Origin of the sequence: Nonomuraea sp. NPDC049028, from assembly GCF_043197735.1 — a bacterium.
GTDB lineage: Bacteria > Actinomycetota > Actinomycetes > Streptosporangiales > Streptosporangiaceae > Nonomuraea.
Genome location: NZ_JBICTR010000008.1, coordinates 254342 through 270930 on the forward strand (window position 1 = coordinate 254342; position 16589 = coordinate 270930).

Genomic DNA, 16589 nt, shown 5'->3' on the forward strand with positions numbered 1-16589 from the left:
AGAAGGGCGAGCGTTCGTGGATACCGCGCCGGCTACTCGCCGGTTACCGGGTTCTTCCTGAGGTGCTTCTCCGTGACCAGCAGTCTCACCGTGCCGGCCTGCTCGGGCTCGGCGGCCCAGACGTACCAGTGGTCGCCGACCTTGGCCGACTGGTCCCGGCCCATGCCGAAGCCGTTACCGTCCGGGTTCGGCTCAATGATCCGGAAGACCACCCGCAGCCCTCGCCTGCGCGCCTCGGCGGCGACCTTGCCCACGGTCCGCCCGTCGGCGTCGTAGCCTTCGAGCATCTCGCCCTTCCTGCCGGCCTCCGCGAAAGCCTGGTACTTCTCTCCGGGCTTGGCCGGCCGACCCAGGTAGAAGACACCCCGGCCCTTGAATCCCTTGCTCACCGTGGCAGTGAGGAAGCAGCCTTCCTGGTCGAGCGTGCATCCCTCCGGCTTCAGACCACCGCCGAGCCTGTCGGCCCGGGTGGTGCCGGCGAATCCGTAGCGCACGATTTCGCCCACCCGAGTCGGTGAGGCGGGTATCAGGTCCACGCCGATATTGAGGCCCAGCGCCTGGAAGCCCTCGCCGTACAGGGCGTGGTCGGCGAACGGGTCCTTGATCCTTGCGATGTACTCGTCGCCCCGCAGTTCGATGTCGATGGCGGTGTTCGCGTACGAGGTGGCGGTGCCCGGGATCCGCTCCAGCAGGACAGGCCCCATGACGGCGGCGGCGGCGAGCGCGGCGGTGGCGGCCAGCCCCACGAGCAGGCGGCGGGCACGGCGTGATCTCGGCGCCCGCCGCCCAGCGGCTGCGGCAGCCGTTGCGGTTGCGGTTGCCGGGCCTGGCTTCTCTTCGACGATGGCCGCCAGCAACGCACGGGCCCCCGCACCGGACGCTTGGCCGGCCAGCCGCTCGTCCGTGACCCTGGCGAGTTCGCTGATCCTGGCGAGTTCACCGGCCTCGGCCAGTTCGCTCAACTCGTTCATCTGGACTCCACGGGGAGACGGTTGACGGAGACGCCCGCGCCGGCCAGCGCCTTGGAGAAGCGCTTGCGCGCGCGATGGAGCCTGATGCGTACGGCGTTGCGCGAGCAGTCGAGGACCTTGGCGAGCTGGGCGTGGTCCAGCCCTTCCCAGGCGACCAGCGACAACAGCTCGCGATCGTCCTCGTGCAGCTCCTTGAACGCCTGCGCGATCGCGCCCAGCTCGACGCTGCCCTCGGGCGAGTGGGCGTAGAGGTCGGCGATGTCGGCGTCGAGCTCCACGGTCCTGGACCACCGCCTGACCTGGCCGCGCCGCTGGTTGGCCAGGACGTTCCTGGCGATGCCGTACAGCCAGAGCCTGGCCTCCGCGTGGGGCGGCAGGGCGTCGACGCGGCGCCAGGCGATGGCGAACGTCTCGGCGACCACGTCCGCCGCGTCCTCGGGAGAGTCGCAGCGGCGCAGGGCGTATCCGAGAATCGGCTCGTACGTCTGGGCGTACACGGCCTCGAACCGGCGTCTTCGGTCGTCATCCACCGGCGGTTCCCATGGTGGCCTCCTCATGCGGGGTTGCGGACACCCCTTACATGTCTGAGGCCGTATCGGCATTTCACCCTGATTTTGCGAGCATCAGGGTGAGCGCCGTTCTACACCACTTCGCGCTTGCGGCGCACTCGACGTCGCGCCCGTTTGGGCGTGTTACACGTCGGTTGACGCCGGCTCGTGACGGACCTGGCGACCCGGCCGGGCGGGCTCACCGGTCGGCGGCGCCCAGCACCCAGGCGCTCGCGTCATCGGCCGATCCGGGCGCGTACATGCCCTGCAAGGCGACCGTGTACTCCTCGCGGGAGATGCGCCCGTCGCCGTCGGTGTCGACGCGGTCGAAGAAGCCGTTGGACGTCTCGGCGGACTCGCCGGCCGCCACGTACAGGCGGGCGAGCTCCTCCCGCGAGATCGAGCCGTTCCCGTCGGCGTCGATGGCGTCGAACGCCGCGTCGGCGAGGGGCTTCAGGCCGTTGTCATAGTAGTGGGGGTCCTCCGCCACGCCCGCCTGTACGAGGGCGACGTACTCCTCGCAGCTCACCCGGCCGTCCCCGTCGGTGTCAGCGCTGCGGATCTGGTCCCACCATGCCCGGTAGGCCGCCCGCAGTCTCGTGTGCGAGGGCGAGCTCGGGTCGGGCGCGATCACGGCGCACATCCGATCGGCGAGGCTCTCGAAGTCGGCGGCCTCGAGGTATCCGCTGCCGTTGGCGTCGACGATGGCGAACGCGGCCTTGAGGTTGGCTTCGGCCAGAGGGTTCGACACGGGGAGGCTCCCTTCGTGGACACTTTGCGTAATCATTCCACTACGAAGAGTCTGGCCTGTCGAGATGCGGCCAAGCGTCGATCCAACTAATCGCGTAGGAGGGTGTGCGGCGTCCTACACCACTTCGCGCTTGCGGCGCAGCAGCCAGGCGGCGACGACGCCGCCCACCAGGCCGAACAGGTGGCCCTGCCAGGAGATGCCCTGCTGGTTGGGCAGCAGGCCCCACAGGATCGAGTAGTAGGCGATCCCCACGCCGATCCCGATGACGATGTCGAAGACGCGCCGGTCGAATATCCCGCGCGCCAGGACGTACCCGAAATATCCGAACACCAGGCCGCTCGCGCCCACCGTGATCGTGTCGGGGCTGGTGAACCAGGTGCCGACACCGCCGATCACGATGATCAGCAGGCTGGCCGCGAAGAACCGCCCGAGCCCGCGCAACGCCGCCAGGAATCCCAGGATCAGCAGCGGCAGCGAGTTGGCCATCAGGTGTCCGAAGCCCACATGCAGGAACGGGGCGAAGAAGATGCCCACGAGTCCCGACGGGTCCCAGCCGATGATGCCGAACTCGCGGTCCAGGCTGCCGTTCGTCGTGTAGTCGACGACCTCGACGGCCCACATCACGGCGAGCATCACGACCATGACGAAGGTCGCGCTCAGGGCGCCGGCGAGGAGGGTGCCCGCGCCGCGCTTGGCCGACTCGTACGCGGACCTCGAATAGTCGCTCATGAGCCCCTCCCGCTAGACCTTTCCTTCTTTACCGTACGCAGAAGAAGTTATGCGCGCGCGGCGAAACCCCCTCCCAAAAAGGGGAGGGGGTCGGGAAAAGGACTACTCGCCCTTCCACTGGGGGGCGCGCTTCTCGGCGAAGGCCGCCGCGCCCTCCATGGCGTCCTTCGAGCTGAACACCGGGCTGATGATGCCGCCCTGCTTGGCGAACATCTCCTCCAGCGACCAGTCCTGCGACTCGATGATCACTTTCTTGGTGGCCGCGAGGGCCAGCGGGGCGTTGGCGGCGATCTTGCGGGCCAGCTCCAGTGCCCCGTCCAGCGCCTCGCCCGCCGGGGTGATCCGGTTGACCAGCCCCAGGTCGTACAGGCGCGAGGCCGGGTAGTGAGCGCCGGTCAGGGCGATCTCCATGGCGACGTGGTACGGGATCCGGCGCGGCAGCCGCATGATGCCGCCCGCGCCCGCCACAAGGCCCCGCCTGGGCTCCGGCAGGCCGAAGGTGGACTCCGACGACGCCACGATCACATCGCACGACAGCGCGAGCTCGAAGCCGCCCGCGAGCGCGTAGCCCTCGACCGCCGCCACGATCGGCTTCTTGGGCGGCGACTCGGTCAGACCGCCGAAGCCGCGGCCCTCGACCACGGGGAAGTCTCCCGACAGGAAGCCCTTGAGGTCCATGCCCGCCGAGAAGTAGCCGCCCGCCCCGGTCAGGACGTAGGCGGAGATGTCGGGGCGAGCTTCCAGCGCGTCGACGGCTGCCGCGATGCCGCGGGCCACCGCGCCGTTGATGGCGTTGCGCGCGGCGGGCCGGTTGATCGTGATCACGGCGACGCCGTCGGACTCTTCGACGAGCACTTCGTCAGACACGTGACCTCACTTGGGCTGGAAGCGGATGCCGCCGTCGAAGCGGACGACCTCGGCGTTCATGTAGTCGTTCTCGATCAGGGACCTGATCAGGTGCGCGAACTCGTCGGGCCGCCCCATGCGCTTCGGGAACACCACCGGCGCCACCAGCTTGGCCTTGAACTCGTCGGAGTTGGGCGAGAAGCCGTAGATCGGGGTGTCGATGATCCCCGGGCAGATGGTGTTCACCCGGACGCCGATGGCCGCCAGGTCGCGCGCGGCGGGCACGGTCATGCCCACGATGCCGCCCTTGGAGGCCGAGTACGCCAGCTGCCCCGTCTGGCCCTCCAGCGCCGCGACGGAGGCGGTGTTGATGACCACGCCCCGCTGCCCGTCGGCGTCCACCGGCTCGGTCTTGGCGATGGCCGCCGCGCCGATGCGCATGAGGTTGAACGTGCCGATCAGGTTGACCTCGATGACCTTGCGGAAGGAGGCGGGGTTGTGCGGGGCGCCGTCACGGTTGACGGTGCGCTCGGCCCAGCCGATGCCCGCGCTGTTGACCACGACGCGCAGCGGCTTGCCGGTGGCGACGGCCGCGTCGACCGCCGTTTGTACCTGCTCGTCGTCCGTCACGTCGGTCCGGGCGAAGACCCCGCCGAGCTCGTCGGCGATGCTCTTGCCGCGTTCCTCGTTGAGGTCGGCGATGACCACCGTGGCGCCGTGGGCCGCGAGCTCGCGGGCCGTCGCCTCGCCGAGGCCGCTGGCCCCGCCGGAGATGATTGCTGCAGATCCGTTCACGTCCATATCCCGGACCCTAACCCGCCAACCGAATGAAGTTCTACTCGGGGTGGGTTAAATCTCACCTACGGCCGTGTCGACATCGGAATATACCTTGATCCGCCGGTCGAGCCCGGTCGTGCGCAGGATGCGGGCCACCGGGGCCTGCGGCCCGGCCAATGACACGCCGCCGCCCTCTCCCGTGGCCAGCCGCCATGCCTCGATGAGCACCGACAGCCCGCTGGAGTCCATGAACGACAACTGCTGGAGATCGAGCACCAGCCAGGCGCCATCCTGTTTGATGGCGTCGCGCACCTCGTCGCGGAGGAACGGCGCCGTGAACAGGTCCAGCTCACCCTCAACGGCCACCACCACGGCATCGCCAAGGGCATGTCGCGCAAGCCGCAGCTTCATTTGGCCCCTCCTCGATGAGCCACTGTACTTCGACATCCCCGGGTACCGGGCATGCACAAACTCGGATCATCCGTATGTGAGGCCCGAAACAGGAAAATGACCTTCCTGGATCAGCCATGCTCCGCCGGTGCGGGGATGGCGAAGCCGTACGGGAGCTCCAGGCGGTGGCGGGCGAGCAGTTCGGCGTCGGCGAGCAGCTCGCGGGTGGGCCCGTCCGCGACGATCACGCCGTCGGAGAGGATCAGCGAGCGTTCGCAGAGCTCCAGCGCGTACGGCAGGTCGTGGGTGACCATGAGCACGGTCACGTCGAGCGAGCGCAGGACCTCGGCCAGCTCCCTGCGGGCGGCCGGGTCGAGGTTGGAGGACGGCTCGTCGAGCACCAGGATCTCCGGCTCCATCGCCAGCACGGTCGCCACGGCCACCCGCCGGCGTTGGCCGAACGACAGGTGGTGCGGCGGCCGGTCGATGACCTCCAGCATGCCGACCCGCTCCAGCGCGTCCTTGACCGCGCGCTCCAGCTCCGCGCCCGACACGCCCGAGTTGGCCGGGCCGAACGCGACGTCGTCCCTGACCGTGGGCATGAAGAGCTGGTCGTCCGGGTCCTGGAAGACCAGGCCGACGCGCTGCCTGATCTCCTTGAGCGTGTCCTTGCGCACCGGCGTGCCCGCCACGCTCACCGAGCCGTGCCCGGCCGTGAGGATGCCGTTCAGGTGCATGACGAGGGTGGTCTTGCCGGCGCCGTTGGGGCCGAGCAGCGCGACGCGCTCGCCGCGCCGGATCGTGAAGTCCACGCCGAACAGGGCCTGCGTCCCGTCGGGGTAGGCGTAGGCGAGCCGGTTGACTTCGAGGGAGTTGACGGCCGGAGAGTTCACAGTGACAGTCCTTGTACGGCGGACAGGCCTAGTACGGCCAGGGCGATGCCTGGCAGAGCGAGGGCCGTGGCCCATTGCCCAACGGATCCCGAAATTTCGTCCATCATCGGCATCCGTCCGGAATAGCCGCGGCTGAGCATCGCGAGGTGCACCCGCTCACCCCGTTCGTACGAGCGGATGAACAGGGCGCCCGCCGAGCGCGCGATCACCGGGATGTGCCGGAAATTCCGGGCCTCGAAGCCACGAGACTCCCGCGCGACCCGCATCCGCCGCATCTCATCCATGATCACGTCCATGTAGCGGAGCATGAACATGGCGATCTGCACCAGCAGGCTGGGCAGCCGGAGCCGCTGGGCGCCGATGAGGATGACCCGCGGCTCGGTGGTGGCCGCGAGCAGGATCGAGGCGACCACCCCCAGCGTCGCCTTGGCCAGGATGTTCCACCCGGCCCAGAGCCCGGCCACGCTCAGCGAGACGCCCAGCACGGTCGTCCGCTCCCCCAGCCCGATCACCGGGATGAGGAAAGCGAACAGCACGAAGGGCAGTTCGACCACCATCCGCCGCAGCACGTACGTCAGCGGCACCCTGGCGGCCAGCGCGACGCCCGCGAGCAGGACCGCGTAGAGCCCGAAGGCCCAGAACCACTCCCTCGGCGTCGCCACCACCACGATCGCGAAGGCGGCGACGGCCAGCAGCTTGCACTGCGGCGGGAGCCGGTGCACGACCGAGTCGCCTGCCAGGTAGAGCTGATGATGGTGCCCCGCGCCCACCCGACACTCACCGTCTCTCGTTCACTGGCGTCAGACCCGGGCCTTCTCGCGGCCACGGGCGGCATAGGCGACGCCCCCGGCGATGAGCAGCACGAGCCCGACCCCGATGATCCCGGCGACACCCACCGGGATGCCGCCCACATCACCGTAGTCGGCCAGCGCCCACGAGCCGAACACGTGGTGGGTGGCCTGGTCGAGGAATCCATGGTTCTCGGCGACCGCCTCCAGACCGTCGGGATTGGAGGAGGCGAAGAAGGACACGATCCCGGCCAGCACCAGCGTCAGGCCGAGGCCGCCGAGCAGGAACGCCCGCAACGGGCCGCGGGCGGCGGTCACCGGCTCCTCGGCGGCGCCCACCGTGACCGTCGTCCCCGCGGTCGTCCCCACAGTCGCCCCCGCGGTCGTGTCCTCAGTGCCCCTCAGCACGAGAGGCGTGCTCAGCCCGCGCGCGCCGTACACGAGGTCCGGCCGGACGGCCAGCACCGCGCCGACGGTCAGGGCCGTGATGACGCCTTCGCCGATGCCGATCAGCACGTGCACGCCGCCCATCGCGGCCGCCACCGCGGAGACCTCGATCGGCGCGGTGCCGCCGACCCAGAACAGCGCCGAGAACACCAGGGCGGCGGACGGCACGGAGACCAGCGCGGCGAGGAACGCGGCCACCGTCACGCCGCCCTTGCCCTTGGCGAGCCGCGCGACCAGCCGGAAGACGCCCCAGCCGACCAGTACGGTGACGATGCCCATGATCGTGATGTTGATCCCCAGCGCCGTGAGACCGCCGTCGGCGAAGAACACGCACTGCACCAGCAGAACCACGGCCATACAGAGCACGCCCGTATAGGGCCCCACGAGGATCGCGGCCAGCGCCCCGCCCAGCAGATGCCCACTGGTGCCCGCGGCGACGGGGAAGTTGAGCATCTGGACGGCGAAGATGAACGCGGCCACCAGCCCGGCCATGGGCGCGGTCCGGTCGTCGAGCTCGCGGCGCGCGCCGCGCAGGCAGACCGCCAGGCCCGCGGTGGCGACCGCGCCGGCGGAAACGGATACGGCCGCGTTGAAGAAGCCATCGGGTACGTGCACGGCAAAGCCCTTCGTCAAGCGGTGTCGCAACACGCCTACTTTAGGACATTGTCTTGCACCTGCACATAGATGGCAATTAGCGGAGAATTCTACGGAAGACCGTACGGGTGGTCATCTTGAGCACGACTGTGCTCAGCCGTCCCTTGCCCGACGTCGCGTACGGCCGCACGCTCCGCAGCACGGCACCGCCGCGCAACCGGCCCCACAGCCGGCGCGGCGCCGCGACGGTCTGGGCGTCGGTCTCGATCCGGAACCTCGCGGGCGGCCCGCCCAGCTCGACCTCCAGATAGGCGTCCCAGATGCCCGGCGCGAACTTGCCCATCGCGGGCCGGGCCGCGAACCCGCCGCCCGGCAGCGCGACCACCCGCTCGGCCCGTTCGTTGCCCGTACGCCGCTCGCGCCAGACCAGCCGGGTGATCGCCGAGGCCGCCGGGATCACGCCCACGACCGTGACCTCGCCGTCGATGAGCAGCCGCCGCCCGAGCGTCCAGCGGGTCCGGTGGATCCTGGCCCGGCCCGGCACCGTCATCAGGTGCCCGCCGACGTCGATGCTGAGGTTGCCGTTGTCCTTGGTGAAGTACGGCAGCGCCACCACGGCGCCGATGAGCCGGGGTGTCGGGCGGGTGACGCAGCTGTCGCGGTCGGCGCCGAGCCGGCCGTACCGGACCACGCCCTCCATCTCGACGGCCACCCGCAGATCCCAGATGCCGGAGTCGAGCGCGGCCACGTCGACACTGGCGACGAACGCGGCGCCCTCGCGCTCGGCGGGCACGATCAGCTCCTGCCCGCGCACGTTGCGGGCGCGCAGCACGAGCGCGACACCGTCGTGCTCCGGCATGCCGTCGAGCCCGGCCACCCCGGTCACGACCAGCCGGTTCGCCTCCCAGCGCAGGCCGGTCAGCCGGCGGCGTACGGCGGCGCCCTCGATCTGGGCCAGCCGCACCAGGCGGTGGATGTCGCCGAGTGCGGCGATCCGCTGCTGGTCGGTCCGGCTGAGCTTGGCGTAGACGCCGGGCGTCAGCCACCGGTCGCAGAGCGCGGCCACCTCCTGCGCGATCTCCTTGCGCTGCACCTCGTCCGACTTCAGGAACGGCACGCCGAGCTGCTCGAACACGTCGAGCCTGAAGTGCCGGCGGAGCAGGTGGTCGCGCAGCGGCCCCGGCGGGACGTGCTCGGTCATGAGCTGGATCGGCCCGCGGATCATGCCGAGCCAGCCGCGTGGATCCCGGCTGCCCGGCTGCTGCATGATGCTGCTGCCGTCGGACCTGGAGACCAGGTGGTAGCAGTCGTAGTCGGCGACCACGGAGATCACCTTGGCGTGGCAGTAGGCGTGCACGGTGAAGTGGATGTCCTCGCCGACCAGCATGCCCTCGCCGAACTTGATGCCGTGGCTGATCAGCATCTCCCTGCGGAACAGCTTGAAGCAGCTCAGGCTGTTGTAGACGGCGCTGTCACCGAGCTCGGCCCGCTCGGCGCCGCGGTGGAACATGGACGTCGGAGCGCGCCTGCCGTGCCCGACGACCTTGCCGAGCACGATGTCGGAGCCGTTGCGGTCGGCCATGGCGACCATGCGTTCGAGCGCCTCGGGGCCCAGGTAGTCGTCGGCGTCGCAGAAGAACACGTAACGGCCGGTGGCGTGCTCGATGCCGATGTTGCGCGGCCGCCCGGCGCCGCCCGAGGCGGCGATGCTGACGACCTTGACGTTGCCCTTGTGGTAGGTGGCGTAGAGGTCGAGCAGCTCGTCGCTGCCGTCGGTCGATCCGTCGTCGACGACGATGATCTCTTTCCTGATCCGCTGCACCAGCGCGGCGGTGAGACACCGGTCCAGATATTCACGGCAGTTGTGGGCCGGGATGATGACGCTGACGTCCACCGCGTCCTCGTCGCCGTTAGATGTCGCCATAGCCACAACCGCGCCCCTCAGCCGCCATCACTTACCGCAGTCACGTCGTTTCAGTATGTGATGACGACCGGGCATCGCGTGGCCGATCTCGCCTCTTCATCCGCGCCTTTTCCCCAGACAGAAGATTCGCCGCACTCATCGCATAAGCGCAGGTGAAACCGCCAATCCGCACAATACGGCGGGACCGAACGGGGTTCAGGGACGGTGTTTTCCCACCCGGGTGGAGAGAACCCCCTCCGGGGGAAGGATGCCCTACCCCCACGCGAGGTCAGGTGATCCACGGGAGGGGATGACGCGTCTACAGTGAGGCAACCTTGACCGGGGAGGTGGCGAGAGTGGGATCCGATCTTCGCGGGCCCAGGGTGACCGGCTCGGCCGTACACGATGCGGAGTTCATCGTCTCCTCAGCGCGGCTGGGAGAGCTCCATGAATGCTCCGCCCTGCTCCGCCGTACGCGGATCAGGGCGGAAGAGATCGTGGACGAGGCACGAGCGCTGCTCGCCGAGGCCGAGGCACAGGGCGACCATGAGCGGATCGTCATCCGTGCCGCCCAGCTCGACGAGGCGCGCCAGGCGTACTGCAAGGTGCTGAACGCGTACGTGACGATCTGCCGCCGGATCAACGAGGAGCGGCAGGAGATCATGCAGGCGCTCACGGGGTTGTCAGGCATCACCTGACGAGCTACTGTCAGGCCATGCCTGACTGGATGGACAACCTGCGCTGCTCGTTCTGTCACAAGAGCGGCGCCGACGTAGCCAAGCTCATCGCCGGACCCGGTGTGCACATCTGCAACGAATGTGTGGGTCTGTGCGCCGACATCCTCAAGGAAGTGGGGCTCGACCCCTCCCCCGAACCCCGCCTGCCCATGTGGGAGACCATGAGCGAGGACCAGATCCTCGATCATCTCCCCAAGATCGCCGCCGTGCAGGTCCAGGTCGACGACAATCTGCACGACTGGGTACGACACCTCCGCACCAGGAACGTCAGCTGGGAGCGCATCGGCGCCTCGCTCGGCATGACGCGGCAGTCCGCCTGGGAACGGTTCAGGGAATGACCGTTCAGGGATTGACCGTTCAGGGAATGATCGGTAAACCCCTGTGACTTGTGGGGCGTCCTTGATGCCAGGGAGGCCCACCATGCAAGTCCTCGATGGCCTCGCGGCGCCCGATCTGGCCGAGCTCCATCTGGAGCTGATCCTCATCGCGGCGTTGCACGAGGAGGCTGAAAGCCTGTCCACCCGTTGAACGGGCTCCAGCTCCCCGATCGCACCGGGGAGCTGGAGCAGGGGTCAGTATCTCATCGACCCGCTCGACCTGATCCGGGGAACGGGCGTCAGCAGGTCACCGACCCAACTCGGGGAACCGGCCTCAGTGAGTCGCGGACCCCACCGGGGAATCGGCCTCAGTGGGTTGCGGACCCGCCGCCCCCGCCGGGGAGCTGGCCGCGGATGGCGCCGTCGGGATACTTCGCGTTGTGCACATTGACGTAGTACCGATCCGGCGACGTGACGATGCCGTGCAGCTCGTTCTGGGTCAGGACGAGCGCGGCGTTCGAGCCGCTCTGTTGCTTGGCCGCCTTGATGCAGCCTTTCGCGGGACCCTTGGTCGGGGCCTTCAGGGTGACGGTGATCGGGCCTGCCACGCCCCTCTTGCCCCGGTGGATGTGGGCGGCCGTGGCGGGCAGGATGCGGTCGGCGGCGATGGTGTAGCAGAGCGTCTCGCCCTTCACCTGGTAGGTGAAGGCGCCATGCCCGTCCGGGTCGCCTGGACCCGGCACCTCCTGCCGACCGGTCATGACGACGCGTTGCCCGCGGTCGGCGGCGCCGGCGGGGCTCGCGGTGCCGGTCGGGCTCGCAGTGGCGGGGCCAGGGAGGGCTGCGAGGCCGGCGACGAGGGCCGCGGTGGTGAGGGTGGCGACTGCCAAGGGTCTGCTCATGGGATGTGGTCCTCTCCCATCACACTTCAGGACACCCTGCCGCACTCATATGTCGGTATTTCGAGGCGGCGAATCATGGGCGAAGCGGCTTGACGGTAAGCACCTGTACCTGCCGGAGACAGCGCCGGTAATATCCGCATTTATGCTGCGCTGTGCCGTATTGGATGATTACCAGGATATCGCACTCGGCCTCGCCGACTGGTCCCCGGTGCGGGCGACGAGCTTTCGCGAGCACTTCGCCACGCAGGACGACCTGGTGCGGGCCGTACGCGACCACGAGATCCTGGTGATCATGCGGGAGCGCACGCCGTTCCCCGCCGAGCTCTTCGCCCGGCTCCCGAACCTGCGCCTGCTCATCACGACGGGCATGCGCAACGCCTCCATCGACCTCGACGCCGCCCGCGCCCACGGCGTCACGGTCTGCGGCACCGCAGGCAGCTCGGCGCCGCCCACCGAGCTGACCTGGGCCCTCATCCTGGGCCTGGCCCGCCACCTGATCCCCGAGGCCACCGCGCTGCGGACGGGCGGTCCCTGGCAGCACACGATCGGCCTGGACCTGCGCGGCAGCACCCTCGGCCTGCTCGGCCTCGGCAAGATCGGCTCCCAGATGGCCGCCATCGGCCGCGCCTTCGGCATGGACGTGGTCGCCTGGAGCCGCAACCTCACCGCCGACCGCGCGGGCGAGCTGGGCGTACGGTACGCGGCCACGAAGGAGGCACTGCTGGCCGAGTCGGACATCGTGTCGATCCACCTCGTCCTCGGCGACCGGACCCGCGGGCTGATCGGCGCTCCGGAGCTGGCACTGATGCGTCGCACGGCGTATCTGGTCAACACCTCGCGGGCGGCCATCGTCGACCAGGCCGCCCTGATCGAGGCGCTGACGGAGGGCCGCATCGCCGGCGCCGGGCTGGACGTCTTCGACCAGGAGCCGCTTCCGGACGACCACCCGCTGCGCACGCTGCCGAACGTCCTGGCCACGCCGCACCTCGGCTACGTCACCCAGGGCAACTACCGCACCTACTTCCAGGAGGCCGTGGCCGACATCGCGGCATTCCTCGCGGGCGCTCCGATCCGGCTGCTCACGTAGTCCCGGTCCTCGCGGGCAGCCCAGTCCAGCTGCTCACGTGGCCTTCCCCCGTGCCCGGAAGGCCGCGGTCTTGACCCGGTTCTGGCAGGCGGTGGAGCAGAAGCGGCGCGTGCCGTTGCGCGACACGTCCACATAGACCCGGTCGCAGTGCGGCGCGGTGCACACGCCGAGCCGGTCGAAGAACTCGCCGCCGAGCACGATCGCGAGCCCGGTGGCGCAACTGGCCGCCCAATCACCGGCCAGGGTGCCGCCCGTGCCGTGGAAGTGGAGATGCCACGGTTCGCCGTCGTGCCGTTGGAGCGTCGGCCGGGCGTGCGACTCCTCGAGCAGGCTGTTGACCTGCGTCGCCGCCGTGTCGATGTCGTCCGCCGCGACGGCCTCGAAGACCATGCGCAGACGCGCCGCGATCTCGGCGTACGCGCCGCCCTCCGCCTCGGTGACCTCGGGATGCGTGGGGTAGACGGTTCGGAGCACGTCCGTGGCGGCGGCGGCGAGATCGTGCGGCGCCGGCCAGGGCCGCCCCCGGCTCTCGCCGGGGGTCAGCACATTGACCACCGCCACGGCGACTCGGACGACCGCGTCCGTGTGACTGTTGAAATCCACTTGACCAGTTACATCCTATGCTTTAGCTTGTGACTGTCTAAAGCTTAAACGAGGGTCACAAGGAGACGACGTGCTCACTCACGAGATCGCACTCGACTGGATCGCGCGCTGGGACCGGCAGCAGGAGGGCTACCTGCCCGACCGCGAGGAGCGCTTCACCGCGTTGATCGACGCCGTCGAGGCGCTGGGCCGCCCTGACCCGCTGGTCATCGACCTGGGCTGCGGGCCGGGCTCGCTGTCCGCCCGCCTCCTGGAGCGGCTGCCCAAGGCCACGGTGATCCCGGTCGACGCCGACCCGCTGCTGCTCGGCCTCGGCCGGGCCGCGTACCCGCGGCTCGGCTTCGTCGACCTCGACCTGCGTACACCGGGCTGGACAGACTCGCTGTCCCTGGACCGCCCGGCCGACGTCGCGGTGAGCACCACCGCGCTGCACTGGCTCGCCGTGCCGGAGCTCCGGAAGTTGTACGCCGATCTGGTCTCCGTACTGCGGCCGGGCGGGCTGCTCCTCAACGGCGACCACTTCGACTCCGACGACGCCAACACTCCGGCCATCGCCCGGCTCGAACGCGCCGTCCACGACCGCCACACCGACCGGGTGTTCACCGACGGCCGGCCCGAGGATTGGCGGCAGTGGTGGGACGCGATCGCCGCCGAGCCGGCCTTCGCCGAGCTCAACGACGCCCGTACCGCTCGCACGACCGCGGGCGCCAATCACAGCGGCACCGAGTCCGGCCTGCTGTCCCAGCACGTCGAGGCCCTGCGGGCGGCGGGCTTCGCCGAGGTCGGCACGCTCTGGCAGCGCGGCAACAACCGCCTCCTCTGCGCCGTCCGCGCCTGACCGGGGTTTCCTAGCCCCACACCTCCCGCGCGGTCTCGGCGATCAGGGCCAGCTTGGCGAACTGCTGGTCGGCGTCGAGCACGTTGCCCTCGACAGTCGAGGAGAAGCCGCACTGCGGGGACAGGCAGAGCTGGTCCAGGTCAATGAACTTGGCGGCCTCGTCGATGCGCCGCTTGAGCGCGTCCTTGGACTCCAGCTCGCCGCGTTTGGTAGTGACCAGGCCGAGCACCACCATCTTGCCCGCCGGTACGTAGCGCAGGGGCTCGAAGCCGCCCGAGCGCTCGTCGTCGAACTCCAGGAAGAACCCGTCCACCGCCAGCTCGCCGAACAGCGCCTCGGCCACGAAGTCGTAGGCCCCGGAGGCCGCCCAGGAGGAGCGGAAGTTGCCGCGGCACATGTGCGTGGTGATCGCCATGCCCTCGGGCTTGGCCGCGAGCGCGATGTTGATCTGCTTGATGTAACGCAGGTGCATGTGCTCGGCGTCGTCGCCGCGTTCGGCGAGCTCGGCCCGCTGTGCCGGGTCGTTCAGGTAGGCCAGGCTGGTGTCGTCGAACTGCAGGTAGGTGCAGCCCAGTTCACCGATCTTGCGCACCTGCTCGGCGTAGGCGGCGCTGAGGTCGCTCCAGAACTCCTCGACGTCGGGATAGACCTCCGGGTCGATGGAGGCGGGACCGCCGCGGTAGTGGACCATGCTGGGCGAGGGGATGGTCAGCTTGGGCACCGCCGTGGTCACGGTGTCGCGCAGGAACGTGAAGTGGTCGGCAAAGATCGGCTCGGTCAGCCTGATCTTGTCGTGCACCCGCATCGCCGCCGGGGTGTACTCGAGGTCGCCCTGCTCGTTGTGGAAGCGGACCGTGATGTGCTCGCCGGTGGCCTGGCCGATGCCGCCGAGCTGGTAGATGAAGTCCATGTGCCAGGAGGCCCGGCGGAACTCTCCATCGGTCGCCGCCTGCAGGCCCAGCTCCTCCTGCCTGCGCACGACCTCGCGGATCGCCTCGTCCTCCACCTCGCGCAGCGCCTCGCCGGTAAGACTCTCACGGGCGCTGAGCAGGGCGGGTGGCCGGAGCAGACTGCCGACGTGATCTGCGCGGAAAGGGGGTGAGGTGCGCATGTGGATCACCTTCTCTAGGCGTACGTAGTACGCCCAAAGTTAGGCCACTGTGCAACGACTGTCACTATTCTGCCCAACGTCCTCCTGATCACAATGTTGGGCACTCTATTGACAGGCGTAAAGGCCCTGCCTACATTCAGGGCCACATTCGCGGTCCTGGAGGTCCTGATGCGCAGGTTTCTCCCGTCCCTGGCCTGTCTCGTTCTCGCCACGGCCGCGTGCGGCAGCGGTGGCGGTGGCGGATCCGGCGCTCAAGACCCGATCAAAGTGGGCCTCATCGTCTCGCTGACCGGCAACTACACCCCACTCGGCAGCGAGGACAAGAAGGCCGTCGAGCTGGCCGTCGAGCAGATCAACAACGGCGGCGGCCTGCTGGGCCGCAAGGTGGAGCTCGTCGCCCGCGACGACAAGACCGCGCCGGACCAGGGCATCGTGGCCTACAACCAGATCAAGGGCGAGATCGACGCGCTGATCGGCCCGGTCTTCTCCAACTCGGCGCTGGCGATCGAGCCCCTGGCGCAGCGCGACAAGATGCCCTACCTGTCGCTGGCCCCCGCCCAGGAGCAGGTCGAGCCGATCAAGTCGTACGTCTTCGTCACCCCCGCGCTGTCCAGCATGTACGCCGAGCGCTACCTGCAATACCTCCAGGCCACCGGCCTCAAGACGGTCGCGGTCGCCTACGACTCCAAGAGCGCCTACTCCGTGTCCGGACACAAGGCCATGGTCGCGCTCGCCCCGAAATACGGCGTCAAGATCGCCGTGGACGAACCGTACGAGACCACGACCTCCGACTTCAGCCCGCTCTTCACCCATGTACGCGGCTCCGCGGCCGAGGCGCTGGTCTTCTGGGGCTCCGGCGCGCCGGGCGTCACCGCCGCCAAGCAGTACGCCGCCGCGGGGTTGAAGGTGCCGCTGTTCCTGACCGCCTCCCAGGCCAGCAAGCTCTGGCTGGAGCCGATGGGCGCGGCGGCCGAGGGGATGACCTTGCAGAGCGCCATCGGCGTGGTGGGCGAGCAGTTACCCGACGGCAAGCAGAAGCAGGTCATCGAGCAGATGGCCAAGCCGTACCAGCAGAAGTACGGCTACCCGCCGCCGCAGTTCGCGCAGGACGGCTACAGCGCCGGCCTGCTGCTGTTCGAGGCGATCAAGAAGGCCGGCGGCACCGACAAGGCCAAGATCCAGCAGGCACTGGAGACCATGGACCTGGTCACCCCGAACGGCCGGTTCCGCTACTCTCCCACCGACCATTCCGGGCTCTCCCCCGAGTACATCTCGGTCAACACCGTGAAGAACGGCCAGTTCATCACCACGCCGTGGGCCAAGGCGCAGCTCGCCAAGACCGTGGCCGCGGAGTAGC

General features: G+C 69.2%; 18 protein-coding genes and 1 pseudogene. 5 read left to right on the plus strand and 14 right to left on the minus strand.

Features of this window, described 5'->3' with window-relative positions; all coding sequences use genetic code 11:
* Nucleotides 1–32: 32 nt before the first annotated feature.
* The 11 genes from ACGFJ2_RS31570 to ACGFJ2_RS31620 form a co-directional block, all read right to left on the minus strand.
* Nucleotides 33–971, minus strand: coding sequence for a hypothetical protein (locus tag ACGFJ2_RS31570; protein WP_357959799.1), 939 nt, complete (start codon nucleotides 969–971; stop codon nucleotides 33–35).
* Nucleotides 968–1501 (minus strand): RNA polymerase sigma factor, encoded by a 534-nt coding sequence (locus ACGFJ2_RS31575; RefSeq protein WP_393474437.1) that lies wholly within the window; start codon nucleotides 1499–1501, stop codon nucleotides 968–970. The genes ACGFJ2_RS31570 and ACGFJ2_RS31575 overlap by 4 nt, the downstream gene beginning before the upstream one ends.
* A 217-nt stretch (nucleotides 1502–1718) precedes the next feature.
* A complete protein-coding gene (locus ACGFJ2_RS31580) occupies nucleotides 1719–2270 on the minus strand; it encodes an EF-hand domain-containing protein (protein ID WP_357959793.1) in 552 nt (183 codons plus the stop codon).
* 114 nt (nucleotides 2271–2384) lie between these two features.
* The gene (locus tag ACGFJ2_RS31585) at nucleotides 2385–2999 is read right to left on the minus strand and encodes a rhomboid family intramembrane serine protease (RefSeq protein WP_393474441.1); all 615 of its coding nucleotides are present in this window, start codon (nucleotides 2997–2999) and stop codon (nucleotides 2385–2387) included.
* Between the two features lie 102 nt (nucleotides 3000–3101).
* On the minus strand, nucleotides 3102–3866 hold the full coding sequence (locus tag ACGFJ2_RS31590; RefSeq protein ID WP_393474444.1) for a crotonase/enoyl-CoA hydratase family protein: 765 nt from the start codon (nucleotides 3864–3866) through the stop codon (nucleotides 3102–3104).
* A 6-nt stretch (nucleotides 3867–3872) separates the two neighbouring features.
* On the minus strand, nucleotides 3873–4646 hold the full coding sequence (locus tag ACGFJ2_RS31595; protein WP_357959786.1) for an SDR family oxidoreductase: 774 nt from the start codon (nucleotides 4644–4646) through the stop codon (nucleotides 3873–3875).
* A 48-nt stretch (nucleotides 4647–4694) separates the two neighbouring features.
* On the minus strand, nucleotides 4695–5033 hold the full coding sequence (locus tag ACGFJ2_RS31600) for an STAS domain-containing protein (protein ID WP_225294105.1): 339 nt from the start codon (nucleotides 5031–5033) through the stop codon (nucleotides 4695–4697).
* 110 nt (nucleotides 5034–5143) lie between these two features.
* Entirely contained in the window at nucleotides 5144–5905 is a 762-nt protein-coding gene (locus ACGFJ2_RS31605; RefSeq protein ID WP_393474447.1) for an energy-coupling factor ABC transporter ATP-binding protein, read from the minus strand.
* Nucleotides 5902–6675 carry a cobalt ECF transporter T component CbiQ gene (cbiQ, locus tag ACGFJ2_RS31610; protein WP_393474450.1) on the minus strand — a complete coding sequence of 258 codons (774 nt, stop codon included), beginning with the start codon at nucleotides 6673–6675 and terminating at the stop codon, nucleotides 5902–5904. Before cbiQ ends, ACGFJ2_RS31605 begins: the two co-directional genes overlap by 4 nt.
* Nucleotides 6676–6705: 30 nt before the next feature.
* The gene (locus tag ACGFJ2_RS31615; RefSeq protein ID WP_357959776.1) at nucleotides 6706–7755 is read right to left on the minus strand and encodes an energy-coupling factor ABC transporter permease; all 1050 of its coding nucleotides are present in this window, start codon (nucleotides 7753–7755) and stop codon (nucleotides 6706–6708) included.
* 76 nt (nucleotides 7756–7831) lie between these two features.
* Complete coding sequence (locus ACGFJ2_RS31620; protein ID WP_357959773.1) at nucleotides 7832–9658, minus strand: glycosyltransferase family 2 protein; 1827 nt, start codon at nucleotides 9656–9658, stop codon at nucleotides 7832–7834.
* Nucleotides 9659–9993: 335 nt separating this feature from the next.
* On the opposite strand from ACGFJ2_RS31620, the gene ACGFJ2_RS31625 reads away from it, so the two are divergent.
* Nucleotides 9994–10335, plus strand: coding sequence for a hypothetical protein (locus ACGFJ2_RS31625; RefSeq protein WP_393474454.1), 342 nt, complete (start codon nucleotides 9994–9996; stop codon nucleotides 10333–10335).
* Nucleotides 10336–10352: 17 nt separating this feature from the next.
* A pseudogene (locus ACGFJ2_RS31630) lies at nucleotides 10353–10479 on the plus strand (ClpX C4-type zinc finger protein); the annotation flags it as partial.
* Nucleotides 10480–11059: 580 nt separating this feature from the next.
* Here the strand turns inward: ACGFJ2_RS31630 and ACGFJ2_RS31635 are convergent.
* A complete protein-coding gene (locus ACGFJ2_RS31635) occupies nucleotides 11060–11593 on the minus strand; it encodes a CHRD domain-containing protein (RefSeq protein WP_393474457.1) in 534 nt (177 codons plus the stop codon).
* Nucleotides 11594–11753: 160 nt separating this feature from the next.
* On the opposite strand from ACGFJ2_RS31635, the gene ACGFJ2_RS31640 reads away from it, so the two are divergent.
* Nucleotides 11754–12680: a D-2-hydroxyacid dehydrogenase family protein gene (locus tag ACGFJ2_RS31640; RefSeq protein ID WP_358202186.1), complete on the plus strand. Its 927-nt coding sequence runs from the start codon at nucleotides 11754–11756 to the stop codon at nucleotides 12678–12680.
* A 33-nt stretch (nucleotides 12681–12713) separates the two neighbouring features.
* Here ACGFJ2_RS31640 and ACGFJ2_RS31645 read toward each other — a convergent pair whose 3' ends face one another.
* A complete protein-coding gene (locus ACGFJ2_RS31645) occupies nucleotides 12714–13283 on the minus strand; it encodes a CGNR zinc finger domain-containing protein (protein WP_393474460.1) in 570 nt (189 codons plus the stop codon).
* Nucleotides 13284–13353: 70 nt separating this feature from the next.
* Here ACGFJ2_RS31645 and ACGFJ2_RS31650 point away from each other — a divergent pair, with 70 nt between their 5' ends.
* A complete protein-coding gene (locus ACGFJ2_RS31650) occupies nucleotides 13354–14121 on the plus strand; it encodes a class I SAM-dependent methyltransferase (RefSeq protein WP_393474463.1) in 768 nt (255 codons plus the stop codon).
* A gap of 10 nt (nucleotides 14122–14131) precedes the next feature.
* Here ACGFJ2_RS31650 and ACGFJ2_RS31655 read toward each other — a convergent pair whose 3' ends face one another.
* Nucleotides 14132–15232 carry a 5-methyltetrahydropteroyltriglutamate--homocysteine S-methyltransferase gene (locus ACGFJ2_RS31655; RefSeq protein ID WP_393474466.1) on the minus strand — a complete coding sequence of 367 codons (1101 nt, stop codon included), beginning with the start codon at nucleotides 15230–15232 and terminating at the stop codon, nucleotides 14132–14134.
* 168 nt (nucleotides 15233–15400) lie between these two features.
* Between ACGFJ2_RS31655 and ACGFJ2_RS31660 the strand changes: the two genes are divergently transcribed.
* Nucleotides 15401–16588: an ABC transporter substrate-binding protein gene (locus ACGFJ2_RS31660; protein WP_393474469.1), complete on the plus strand. Its 1188-nt coding sequence runs from the start codon at nucleotides 15401–15403 to the stop codon at nucleotides 16586–16588.
* The last annotated feature ends 1 nt before the right edge of the window (nucleotide 16589 follow it).

Excerpts from the sequence above, each read along its gene's own strand:
- ACGFJ2_RS31570 (WP_357959799.1), bottom strand. The coding sequence starts at position 971 with ATGAACGAGTTGAGCGAACTGGCCGAGGCCGGTGAACTCGCCAGGATC.
- ACGFJ2_RS31620 (WP_357959773.1), bottom strand. The coding sequence starts at position 9,658 with ATGGCGACATCTAACGGCGACGAGGACGCGGTGGACGTCAGCGTCATC.
- ACGFJ2_RS31635 (WP_393474457.1), bottom strand. The coding sequence starts at position 11,593 with ATGAGCAGACCCTTGGCAGTCGCCACCCTCACCACCGCGGCCCTCGTC.
- ACGFJ2_RS31655 (WP_393474466.1), bottom strand. The coding sequence starts at position 15,232 with ATGCGCACCTCACCCCCTTTCCGCGCAGATCACGTCGGCAGTCTGCTC.
- ACGFJ2_RS31660 (WP_393474469.1), top strand. The coding sequence starts at position 15,401 with ATGCGCAGGTTTCTCCCGTCCCTGGCCTGTCTCGTTCTCGCCACGGCC.
- ACGFJ2_RS31585 (WP_393474441.1), bottom strand. The coding sequence starts at position 2,999 with ATGAGCGACTATTCGAGGTCCGCGTACGAGTCGGCCAAGCGCGGCGCG.
- ACGFJ2_RS31600 (WP_225294105.1), bottom strand. The coding sequence starts at position 5,033 with ATGAAGCTGCGGCTTGCGCGACATGCCCTTGGCGATGCCGTGGTGGTG.
- ACGFJ2_RS31595 (WP_357959786.1), bottom strand. The coding sequence starts at position 4,646 with ATGGACGTGAACGGATCTGCAGCAATCATCTCCGGCGGGGCCAGCGGC.